This window comes from Neobacillus sp. OS1-2 (assembly GCF_030915505.1).
Lineage (GTDB): Bacteria > Bacillota > Bacilli > Bacillales > Cytobacillaceae > Neobacillus.
In genome coordinates this window covers 2,076,229-2,087,500 of the sequence record NZ_CP133265.1, presented here as the reverse complement: position 1 = coordinate 2,087,500, position 11,272 = coordinate 2,076,229, and the positions used below count along the sequence as shown (strand labels likewise).

10 protein-coding genes and 2 rRNA genes (1 of these 12 cut by a window edge) are annotated in these 11,272 nt (G+C 43.9%); 5 read left to right on the top strand and 7 right to left on the bottom strand.

Annotated elements, in window-relative coordinates; all coding sequences use genetic code 11:
* From RCG19_RS10315 to RCG19_RS10305, 3 genes are all read right to left on the bottom strand, one after another.
* Window positions 1–702: ribosomal RNA gene (locus RCG19_RS10315) — 23S ribosomal RNA — on the bottom strand (it extends 2,234 nt beyond the left edge of the window).
* 194 nt (window positions 703–896) lie between these two features.
* Window positions 897–2,446: ribosomal RNA gene (locus RCG19_RS10310) — 16S ribosomal RNA — on the bottom strand.
* Together the 16S and 23S rRNA genes form the textbook arrangement of a ribosomal RNA operon.
* A gap of 254 nt (window positions 2,447–2,700) precedes the next feature.
* A complete protein-coding gene (locus RCG19_RS10305) occupies window positions 2,701–2,931 on the bottom strand; it encodes a hypothetical protein (protein WP_308110705.1) in 231 nt (76 codons plus the stop codon).
* Window positions 2,932–3,073: 142 nt separating this feature from the next.
* Here RCG19_RS10305 and pdaB point away from each other — a divergent pair, with 142 nt between their 5' ends.
* Window positions 3,074–3,826 carry a polysaccharide deacetylase family sporulation protein PdaB gene (gene pdaB, locus RCG19_RS10300; RefSeq protein WP_308110704.1) on the top strand — a complete coding sequence of 251 codons (753 nt, stop codon included), beginning with the start codon at window positions 3,074–3,076 and terminating at the stop codon, window positions 3,824–3,826.
* Between the two features lie 206 nt (window positions 3,827–4,032).
* Here the strand turns inward: pdaB and RCG19_RS10295 are convergent, their stop codons facing one another.
* Window positions 4,033–4,707, bottom strand: a complete 675-nt coding sequence (locus tag RCG19_RS10295) for a KinB-signaling pathway activation protein (protein WP_308110703.1) — start codon at window positions 4,705–4,707, stop codon at window positions 4,033–4,035.
* Window positions 4,708–4,856: 149 nt separating this feature from the next.
* Between RCG19_RS10295 and gerD the strand changes: the two genes are divergently transcribed.
* Complete coding sequence (gerD, locus tag RCG19_RS10290) at window positions 4,857–5,486, top strand: spore germination lipoprotein GerD (protein ID WP_166243804.1); 630 nt, start codon at window positions 4,857–4,859, stop codon at window positions 5,484–5,486.
* Window positions 5,487–5,534: 48 nt separating this feature from the next.
* Here the strand turns inward: gerD and RCG19_RS10285 are convergent, their stop codons facing one another.
* The 3 genes from RCG19_RS10285 to RCG19_RS10275 all read right to left on the bottom strand — a co-directional run bounded on the left by RCG19_RS10285 (window position 5,535) and on the right by RCG19_RS10275 (window position 8,036).
* Entirely contained in the window at window positions 5,535–6,590 is a 1,056-nt protein-coding gene (locus tag RCG19_RS10285; protein ID WP_166243802.1) for an Mrp/NBP35 family ATP-binding protein, read from the bottom strand.
* A gap of 201 nt (window positions 6,591–6,791) precedes the next feature.
* Entirely contained in the window at window positions 6,792–7,523 is a 732-nt protein-coding gene (gene cwlD / locus RCG19_RS10280; protein WP_374049591.1) for an N-acetylmuramoyl-L-alanine amidase CwlD, read from the bottom strand.
* A gap of 69 nt (window positions 7,524–7,592) precedes the next feature.
* Window positions 7,593–8,036, bottom strand: coding sequence for a YbaK family protein (locus RCG19_RS10275; RefSeq protein WP_166243798.1), 444 nt, complete (start codon window positions 8,034–8,036; stop codon window positions 7,593–7,595).
* Window positions 8,037–8,221: 185 nt separating this feature from the next.
* Between RCG19_RS10275 and RCG19_RS10270 the strand changes: the two genes are divergently transcribed.
* The 3 genes from RCG19_RS10270 (at window position 8,222) to RCG19_RS10260 (ending at window position 11,268) form a co-directional block, all read left to right on the top strand.
* Window positions 8,222–8,935: an SDR family NAD(P)-dependent oxidoreductase gene (locus RCG19_RS10270; protein WP_308110702.1), complete on the top strand. Its 714-nt coding sequence runs from the start codon at window positions 8,222–8,224 to the stop codon at window positions 8,933–8,935.
* Between the two features lie 3 nt (window positions 8,936–8,938).
* A complete protein-coding gene (locus RCG19_RS10265; protein WP_308110701.1) occupies window positions 8,939–9,970 on the top strand; it encodes an S-adenosylmethionine:tRNA ribosyltransferase-isomerase in 1,032 nt (343 codons plus the stop codon).
* Between the two features lie 179 nt (window positions 9,971–10,149).
* A complete protein-coding gene (locus tag RCG19_RS10260; protein ID WP_308110700.1) occupies window positions 10,150–11,268 on the top strand; it encodes a GAF domain-containing sensor histidine kinase in 1,119 nt (372 codons plus the stop codon).
* Window positions 11,269–11,272 lie beyond the last annotated feature (4 nt).

The window sequence follows — 11,272 nt, the reverse complement described above, 5'->3', positions numbered from 1 at the left end:
AAATTCGCTCTATTCAGACTCGCTTTCGCTGCGGCTCCGTCTCTTCAACTTAACCTTGCATGTAATCGTAACTCGCCGGTTCATTCTACAAAAGGCACGCCATCACCCATAAACGGGCTCTGACTACTTGTAGGCACACGGTTTCAGGAACTATTTCACTCCCCTTCCGGGGTGCTTTTCACCTTTCCCTCACGGTACTGGTTCACTATCGGTCACTAGGGAGTATTTAGCCTTGGGAGATGGTCCTCCCTGCTTCCGACCGGATTTCTCGTGTCCGGCCGTACTCAGGATCCACTCAGGAGGGAACGAAGTTTCAACTACAGGGCTTTTACCTTCTCTGGCTGACCTTTCCAGGTCGCTTCATTTACCCCGTTCCTTTGTAACTCCATGTTGAGTGTCCTACAACCCCAAGAGGCAAGCCTCTTGGTTTGGGCTATGTCCCGTTTCGCTCGCCGCTACTCAGGGAATCGCGTTTGCTTTCTCTTCCTCCGGGTACTTAGATGTTTCAGTTCCCCGGGTATGCCTTCTATACCCTATGTATTCAGGTAAAGATACTGTTCCATTACGAACAGTGGGTTCCCCCATTCGGAAATCTCCGGATCAAAGCTTACTTACAGCTCCCCGAAGCATATCGGTGTTAGTCCCGTCCTTCATCGGCTCCTAGTGCCAAGGCATTCACCGTGCGCCCTTTCTAACTTAACCTAAAAGGTTTGTTTCTCTATTAAATAGAGAGAAAACTAAAATGGAAATTACTCGATGTTTACTTTGCTTCTTCTTACGATTATCTAGTTTTCAAAGAACGATTAAAAAAGCTTTGAGAGAATTGCACTCTCAAAACTAAACAAACAAGAAACGTCAACCTTATGATCAGTCCGAAAGGACTGAATTATCCTTAGAAAGGAGGTGATCCAGCCGCACCTTCCGATACGGCTACCTTGTTACGACTTCACCCCAATCATCTGTCCCACCTTAGGCGGCTGGCTCCTTACGGTTACCCCACCGACTTCGGGTGTTACAAACTCTCGTGGTGTGACGGGCGGTGTGTACAAGGCCCGGGAACGTATTCACCGCGGCATGCTGATCCGCGATTACTAGCGATTCCGGCTTCATGTAGGCGAGTTGCAGCCTACAATCCGAACTGAGAATGGTTTTATGGGATTGGCTAAACCTCGCGGTCTTGCAGCCCTTTGTACCATCCATTGTAGCACGTGTGTAGCCCAGGTCATAAGGGGCATGATGATTTGACGTCATCCCCACCTTCCTCCGGTTTGTCACCGGCAGTCACCTTAGAGTGCCCAACTGAATGCTGGCAACTAAGATCAAGGGTTGCGCTCGTTGCGGGACTTAACCCAACATCTCACGACACGAGCTGACGACAACCATGCACCACCTGTCACTCTGTCCCCCGAAGGGGAACGTCCTATCTCTAGGAGTGTCAGAGGATGTCAAGACCTGGTAAGGTTCTTCGCGTTGCTTCGAATTAAACCACATGCTCCACCGCTTGTGCGGGCCCCCGTCAATTCCTTTGAGTTTCAGCCTTGCGGCCGTACTCCCCAGGCGGAGTGCTTAATGCGTTAGCTGCAGCACTAAGGGGCGGAAACCCCCTAACACTTAGCACTCATCGTTTACGGCGTGGACTACCAGGGTATCTAATCCTGTTTGCTCCCCACGCTTTCGCGCCTCAGCGTCAGTTACAGACCAGAAAGCCGCCTTCGCCACTGGTGTTCCTCCACATCTCTACGCATTTCACCGCTACACGTGGAATTCCGCTTTCCTCTTCTGCACTCAAGTCCCCCAGTTTCCAATGACCCTCCACGGTTGAGCCGTGGGCTTTCACATCAGACTTAAAGGACCGCCTGCGCGCGCTTTACGCCCAATAATTCCGGACAACGCTTGCCACCTACGTATTACCGCGGCTGCTGGCACGTAGTTAGCCGTGGCTTTCTGGTTAGGTACCGTCAAGGTACCGGCAGTTACTCCGGTACTTGTTCTTCCCTAACAACAGAGCTTTACGACCCGAAGGCCTTCATCGCTCACGCGGCGTTGCTCCATCAGACTTTCGTCCATTGTGGAAGATTCCCTACTGCTGCCTCCCGTAGGAGTCTGGGCCGTGTCTCAGTCCCAGTGTGGCCGATCACCCTCTCAGGTCGGCTACGCATCGTCGCCTTGGTGAGCCGTTACCTCACCAACTAGCTAATGCGCCGCGGGCCCATCTGTAAGTGACAGCCGAAACCGTCTTTCAGCATTCCCTCATGAGAGGGAATGGATTATCCGGTATTAGCACCGGTTTCCCGGTGTTATCCCAGTCTTACAGGCAGGTTGCCCACGTGTTACTCACCCGTCCGCCGCTAATCAATGGGAGCAAGCTCCCAAAGATTCGCTCGACTTGCATGTATTAGGCACGCCGCCAGCGTTCGTCCTGAGCCAGGATCAAACTCTCCAAGAAAGTTGATTAGCTCATTTGTTACGTTGGCTTAGTTTCATCTATATTGAAACTAAAAAATATTGTTTGTTGACGTTTTTGTTTGTTTAGTTTTCAAAGGACAATATCTCCATCGCCTAAAAGCGACTTTATTAATATATCATCTGCAATTCGTAATGTCAACAACTTTTTTTGAAGTGGTTTTCGTTACTGTTAGCAGCGACGTTTATTACTATAACAAGATATTAAATATATGTCAACGGTCTTTTAAAAAAACATTACCCCTTTTTTCGATCCTTTTTACCTCTTCTCATATACTTAAAACATTCATGTGGGGATGCAACCCTTTTAAATAAGGCAAAAAGGATCTTATATCTCTCTTCCATCGCCCTTTTGACAATATGATCAATCCGTTCATCCCTTAAATCAAATAAGATTTCATCCAGTTCCCTTTTAATTAGGTATTCCATTTCCTTTACTTCCTTATCATTTATGAGAAGCCCAAACATTGAATAACCTCCAGCAAAGTTTCTAGTTATAGTAGTCTTTTCCAATTATTGAAATTTTATAATAAAATTTTCGACTCATATTTAAATAAATACAAGCATAGGTATGAAGACAAGGATAGTATTGGACGAGGTGGGTGCCGAAATGAATTTCTTCTTTATTTTAAACGGAAAGGCTTTAAAAACTGTTGCCCTTATATTAATTGCTGCTTTCTTTACCGCATGGTTTCTCTATATAGAAAACCTTGCGCAGATTCCGGTCTTTTCAACAAAAGAAGGAGCCAAAGCGATTTACCGGGGTGAAAAGGATCTTGCGCTTACATTTAACATTGGCTGGGGGGATGAAAAGGCAGAACCAATTTTAGATACATTGAAAAAGGAAAATGTGAAGTCGGCCACTTTCTTCCTTGCAGGATCATGGGCAGAACAGCATCCTGACATTATTTCTCGAATTGTAAAGGAAGGCTATGAAATTGGGCTTCTCGGCTACGATTATGTGGATTATATGGATTTAGAAGATGCTAAAATTGCCAGAGATATCTCCAAAGCACAAGAAGCCTTTAAAAAGTTAAATGTGAAGGATATAAAGCTTCTCCGTGCACCAACAGGGCATTTCGATGAGCGTACATTAAAAATTGCCAAAAGATATGGATATACCGTTGTTCATTGGAAAATTGATTCAAAGGATTGGCAAAATCCCGGGGTAGAAAAAATCGTAGAAAATGTTAAAAAGGCAGAAAGGGGAGATATCGTTCTTCTCCATGCCTCCGATTCGGCAAAACAAACAGCAAAAGCATTGCCATTAATTTTAGAGGATATCCGCCAAAAAGGCTTAAAGCTTGTGTCAGTTTCAGAGATGATTACAAATGGAGAAGTTCAATCTAAAGAAGTCAGGTAATAAGAAAAGCGCAGGCGTCCTGGTCAGCGGCGTATGGCCTGGAGCGCTCCAACTGAGATAAAGGAAACACGGTGAACGTAGTGAACCGATGTTGACTTATCGTAGGGCGGAGAGCGAAGGCGTTTCGCCGCTAGGGCGCTGGAGCTAGACAATTCTCAAAGTCGAAATTAATGCTTTCTTATCTTTTAGAACGGAAAAACCGCCCCTTACAAGGACGGTTTTTTCTTGTTTTTCTTATTTACTTTAGGACTAGATTGGCTTAAGCGTTTTTGTCTATCCTGTTCCGATTGCTCATTCAATTTATGAAGGATTAATATTTGGTAAGCGTTGCAAGCGAGTAAGGCAAACACCATTAGATAGAACCAGTTCTCTGCATTTTCTCTTAAAACAGGTACCCACTCCACCAAGGTGACAACAATCATAAAGAAGACGGCCGGAATAAATGCTTCGCGATTCGTTTCCTTGCTTTTTAGCCATGCCACCGCCAACCCGACGACGACTAGAAGCAGGGCAGGAAGCAAATAAGGCCAAAGAGGATCACCTGGTTTTGCAAAGTTTGTATATCGTAAATAAATGAGGTCAAAAAGGCCAAAGAGGATAAGAACAACTTGTACAGCATTCCAAAGGGAAGCTGACTTAAAGATACCCAAGCCAAAACGATGAATTGTTAAATACGCAAAAAAGCCCATTTGGCTGATCACGCTAAATAAAAAGCCCATCACCAATAACCATATAATTGCTGAAATAATATCTACAATTTTAAAATCAACAAAAAATGGCTGCAACTCATGCCAGCGAACAAACAACCCTAAAATCACAGTTGTGACCCCGCCGACTACTAAAGTATTCAAAAATAATTTCACCAAATTACGGCTTGTCACACTACAAACCTCCAACAAACAAAAATAAATTCCATTCTGATTGTACCAAGCGAAAGGCAAAAAATCCATATTTTGATTTATAACGAATAATCTCTCCCCATTTTATTCATCCTAAAATTAAGGATTGATATGTGAAAGGGGCTTATAAAATGAGAAGGAAAAGTAGGTTGCTCCTCCTGCCCATCATGTTGTTTCTAACAAGCTGTTCTGCAGATGATACTAGCAGCGGCGGGCAAATTGATTATGATCAAACAAAGAAAATGGTTGTGGATATTCTTAAGACAGATGATGGTAAAAAGGCCATTCAAGATGTAATGTCTGATGATAAGATGAAGGAAAAGCTCGTAATGGACCAACAGGTAGTTGCTACCACCATTGAGCAAACCTTAACATCGGATAAAGCAACTGAATTTTGGAAAAAGACCTTTAGCGATGCAAAGTTTGCCAAGGGCGTTGCTAAAAATATGCGTTCCGAGAATGAAAAATTATTAAAGGATTTAATGAATGATCCTGAATACAGAGGCATGATGATTGAGGTTTTTAAAGAACCGGAAATTCAAAAAGAATTAGCGGATGCCTTAAAGAGTAAAGAATACCGTGAGCATCTGCAAAAGGTCATTTCTGAAACCATTGACAGCCCCCTTTTCAAAGCGAAAATGGAGGAATTGCTTTTAAAGGCGGCTGAGGAAACAAAAAATAAGGCCAGTGATAAAGATGGAGGCGGCGAACAATCTGGCGGCGGCCAAAATAAATCTGGCGGTGGCGATACCAGCAGTTAACCGAATAATGGAAAAGGCCTCTTCCTACTTGAGGAAAAGGCCTTTTTACTATTTTTTCAGTAGACTGTCCACTTTTTCAGCAATTTCTAAATAAATTTTCCCAATCTGGTGATCTTCCTGGTAGACCGATGGCGCAAAGTCCTCATCATTCCAGTCCGGCTGATTCAACGGTAAGCGGCCAAGAACCTCTGTATTTAATTCTTCGGCTAGCTTGTCGCCGCCGCCACGACCGAATACATATTCCTTTTCGCCGGTAAGCTTACTTTCAAAGTAGGCCATATTTTCAATAACACCAAGAACTTCATGCTCCGTACGTAACGCCATTGCACCTGCACGGGCAGCAACAAAAGCAGCCGTTGGATGAGGAGTTGTGACGATAATTTCCTTACATGCAGGAAGCATCGTATGCACGTCAAGGGCAACATCCCCTGTGCCTGGCGGTAAATCTAATAGTAAATAATCAATTTGAGATCCCCACTCTACTTCGTTGAAGAAACTGTTTAGCATTTTTCCAAGCATAGGGCCACGCCAAATAATTGGAGCATTGTCTTCAACAAAGAAGCCCATCGAAATTACCTGAACGCCAAAACGTTCAACAGGGATAATCTTTTCCCCACGAACCACTGGGCGTTTTGTAATCCCCATCATATCAGGAACACTGAAGCCGTATATATCCGCGTCAATGAGGCCGACCTTTTTCCCTAAACGAGCGAGGGCTACAGCAAGGTTAACAGACACTGTAGATTTCCCAACCCCGCCTTTTCCACTGGCAATCGCAATGAAAGTCGTTTCTGATGAATTGAGAAGATTCTTCTCTTTCTCTGGTTCTGCCTGACGATTTGCCGCTAACACTTCTTCTGGTAACTGGCTAAAACGAATTCCTACCGTTGCCGCTCCAGCTTCTTTTAAAAGATTAACGATTTGCGTTTGCAGCTGCAGTTGTTCACTTGTACCTGTTCGGGCGACCTGCACCTTCACACTAACATGGTTTTTCTCTTCTTTGATCTTTATTTCCTCTATTGCGTTTAATTCCCCTAAAGTCTTATGTAAAAATGGTTCCTTGAGGCCACCAAGAACCTCTCGGATTCTCACTTCTGTTAACATAAAATAGACACCTCACCTTTTGAATTCGTTTCCACCTCTCAGTATACCATAACCCGTCAATGAAACAGTTATTTGAATCACACTGCTATCGATTAAAACTACTTAAACAAAGAAGAGCGAAAGGGCGCCGGAGCGGGACAATTCCCAAAGCTGAAATTTTCCTTTTTAACTCACTAAAAATGGGAGGTGTCCCCACCTCCCTTACTCTGTTTCTTTAAGTTCCTTTTCATTCGTAAAGTAGCGTAATATTCCAATATTTATCGATGCGGCTATTTTTTCCTGATAGGCATCTTTTTTTAATAATGCCTTTTCCCCCGGATTGGATAGAAAGCCAACCTCCACTAATACCCCTGGCTTTTTGGCATTTTTTAAAATAAACACTTGATTAATTGGCTTCGCCTTACGATTTGTATTTTCCAAATTTCTGCGCAGCTCTTCTTGGATAAACTTTGCCGCTCTGGCATTTTCCTTATGCTGCGGTGCATAGAAGGTTTGGGCACCGCTCCATCTTGGGGAAGGAATGGCATTTAAATGAATGCTGACAAAAAGGTCATTATCGGTGTCATTGATCATTTTTAATCTCTTCTTCAAATCCTCTACTTTTCTGCGGCTAAGGCCTTTCGTATCAGAGGCAGCTAAATCTTCATCCTTTTCTCTTGTCATGATCACCAACGCCCCTTGCTCCTGAAGATAATCCCGGACTTTCTTGGTAATTTCAAGGGCTATATCCTTTTCAAGGGTTTCGCCTGTTCCAGCCCCGCCATCCGGCCCTCCATGACCTGCATCTAACAGGATAATCTTTCCAGATAACGGGATGTTCCATGTCTTCGATGAGTCATTCTCAATAAAATCGTGTTGCAGTATGAAAAATAACGCAAGTAATCCCACAATAAAACTGATCATTTTCCATTTATGCTTTAACACCCAAATCATCCTTCCCGCTCGTCCATGTTCACTAAAATATATGGGACAGGAAGGGTATTTAGAACCGTAGAATTGGTGTTAGTGAAGTCGAAGCTTATGGCGCATCTGGCCTTTTTCGTATCCCTCACGCCACCAGACGTGGATATATTGTTCACATAGATAATAAAGCGATTCGCTCATCGTACCTTCTTCTCCATTTCCCCAATAGAGTAAAAAGTTATAAAGCGTATCAATTAGGTGTTTTTCTTCTCTAAAGCAGCGTAATCGTACTGCCTCCATTTCCTCACCATGGTACCCAAACTTGCTGAACTTTGCGCCGAGAAGGAAGGCTTCAAGGGCAACATCGTAACAAGCCTCTTCTATTCCTGTATTCATAACAAAACTTGAGGCAATTTTTGTTGAGCCAAAATATTGTTTTACCCGCTCTTTCAACGTTGTGATTGATAACTCCTTTAGTACAGAGCGTTCGTATTTTATTTGTTTTTCTCGTCTTTTTTCTTTAAAGGTTGTAATCACAGTCACTTCATTTTCACCTCTTACGAATAGTCTTTATCCGAGGTTCAGAAGAAATGCAAAGAGGGTTTTTCCAATTTTTATTTTCATTTTTCAGTCAAAAGTTGTAGATAAAGTTCAAGCTTTTTTCTGAGGGAGGAATCGGAAAGAACCCGTATGCTAAAGACATCAAGTAATGAAGGGAAGATCAATATATGAAAAATAAAGTAGTCATGATTACTGGAGCGTCTAAAGGTTTAGGCAGGGCGTTAACGCTGGCCTTTGCAAAAGAAGGGGCAAGGTTGGCTATTTGCGCTAGGTCAACGGAAGGAATACTTGAGGTAAAAAAGGAAGCTGCTGGTTTAGGCGCTGAAGTGCTGGCGGTAACTGCTGAAATTTCAAAATCCAGAGATGTGGAACGTTTCGTCGCAATGGCGGAGGAAGCATTTGGCCCTATCGATGTTCTGATTAATAATGCCTCTATGTTAGGCCCAAGCCCCATGCCAATGCTTCTTGATTACCCTGAGGAGGATTTTGCTGAAGTGCTCCGGGTAAATGCAGTTTCTCCATTTCTCGTCACAAGAAGGGTTATTCCGGGAATGCTTGAACGCAATGAGGGTTCTATTATCAATGTGACTTCCGAAGCTGGCCATACGGGATTCGCCGGTTGGGGCGCATATGGAGTATCAAAATTTGCCGTTGAAGGTCTTACCCAAACATGGGCAGATGAATTAAGTGAGACGAATGTTCGGGTCAACATGGTTGATCCGGGAGAAATGGATACAGACATGCATGATCTGGCCGTACCTGATTGTGATTACCCATTGGCTAAACCTGAGGATATGGTTGACATATTTTTATTCTTAGCATCGGATAAGGCTGCCGGAATCAACGGTGAGCGATTTTCAGCCCAGTCTAAGGAGGTGTAAGGAATGGTGGAGACTAATGCGTTGGATTTTTATTTGCCTACTGAACTGAACGCTTCCCTTCCTCCTGAAAAACGAGGCTTACGGCGGGATCATGTCCGGATGTTGACTTTAAACCGCATAACAGGAGAAATCAAGCATGACCATTTCTTCCACTTGGCGGATTATCTCCAGCCTGGGGATTTAGTTATTTTAAATAATAGCCGCACCATCCCAGCGGTCTTACAAGCTGAATGGCGGAGAGGCACGTTTAAACGAATACCTGCGGCCGAAGTCCGGCTTGCAAGGCGCCGGGATGTGGATATTTGGGAGGCTCTGATTGTGGCGGCCCCTGTTAAAATGGGCGACATTTTGCAGTTTTCATCTGAATTGACTGCCACTGTGATTGGCGAGAAAGAAAATTCCCCTCTAAAAATCATTCAGTTTTCAAAAAAAGGAACGGATTTAGTTAATATCATCTATGCCCTAGGTGAACCGGTACGTTATGAGTATATTGAACAGCCATGGGACTTGGATTCCTATCAAACGGTTTTTGCCAGCCATCCCGGCTCAGTGGAAATGCCTTCTGCCGGCAGGGCCTTTAGCTGGGAGCTACTGTTTAAATTGAAGCGTAAAAACATACAGGTTGATTTTATCCAACTGCATACGGGTTTAAGCTATTTCCTCGACGATCAATGGCCACAGACACCTGAAGAGAATGAAGAGGAATACCATATCTCTGAACGCACAATGGAGCGGATTCATGAAACAAAAGCAAGGGGAAAAAGGGTCATTGCAATAGGCACGACTGTGGTCAGAGCCCTTGAGACCGCGGCTAAGATCGGGGCACTCTCGGGGATGACGAAGCTCTATATTAATCAAAAATTTCCTCTAAAAATAGTTAATGGAATCATCACCGGTTTGCATGAACCGAAGGCCAGCCATCTTGATATGCTTTCCGCCTTTGTATCCGAAAAGTATTTACTTAAAGCCTATGACCAAGCGATCGAATCCGGCTATCTATGGCATGAATTTGGGGATATGAATCTCATTTTATAATAGGAGTCCTTCCACGTGATTCCATCATTATGCCTTGGAAGTGAAGAATATCGTGGAATCTATTACGGATGTATCTTTAGGTTCTTTTCTAAAAATATTCCTTAACACTCATGAGGAGTCTGAAAATTGTAAATAAGCTATAATGATAAGTAGTTACTTCACAACAGAGGGGAATAGGAATGTCTGTAGAGGCTGGATACGAAGAGATTAGCATGTTAAAGGAAATTGCGGAGCTTTTAAATGAGGGAACAGATACAAAGGCCGTGTTGTCTGGGGTTTTGAAGAAACTCCTCCATGTGACTGGACTTCAAACAGGCTGGATCTTTTTGATCGACGAAAGTGGTGCGCATCAGCTTGTGGCGGATGAAGCTCTACCACCAGCTTTGGCCAATAATCAGAATCAACGGATGTGCCAAGGTACATGCTGGTGCGTCAATAAATATAACAACCAGGAACTGCATAAAGCTTCGAATATTATAGAATGTAAACGAATTGAAGATGCCATAAAAGAGAATGCCGGAGAAACGTGCGGTCTCACCCATCATGCCACCGTCCCGCTCCGCGCCGGACAAGAACGCTTCGGGATCTTAAATGTAGGATCGCCAAACAAAACACACTTTGAGAAAAATGAACTTGCTTTACTTGAAGCGGTTGCTTATCAAATCGGAACGGCATTGAAGAGGATCAAACTGACCCAGTGGGAGCAAGAGACAGCGCTCGTTACCGAGCGAAATCGGCTCGCAAGGGATCTTCACGATTCCGTTAACCAGCTTTTATTCTCGCTAAGCCTTACCGCCAGAGCCGGGGTAGAAATGACTGAAAAACCAGAGGTCAGACAAACATTTAGTTATATTCAGGATTTAGCCCATGAAGCTCTTGGTGAAATGAGAGCATTAATCTGGCAGCTGAGGCCACAAGGATTGGAACATGGATTGGTAAGCGCACTGAGAAGCTATGCCGATATGCTCGGCCTCTCCATAGAAACAGAGATAACAGGCGCTGCAAGCATTCCCGGTAAAGTGGAGGAAACTTTGTGGCGCATTGGGCAAGAGGCACTGGCCAATTGTAAAAAGCATTCCCAGTCCACAGCGGCGGTTTTAATTTTTCAAGCTTCCCATAGAGGGGTAAAGATGACCATAAAGGATAAGGGCTGCGGCTTCCATTATGATGAAAGTCTTAAAATCCCTTCATTGGGACTGAAAAATATGAAAGCACGAACAAAAGCATTAAACGGCCATTTTCATTTAATCAGCAAAGCAGGAAATGGGACTGAAATAGAGATCACCATTCCGTTCTAGGGGG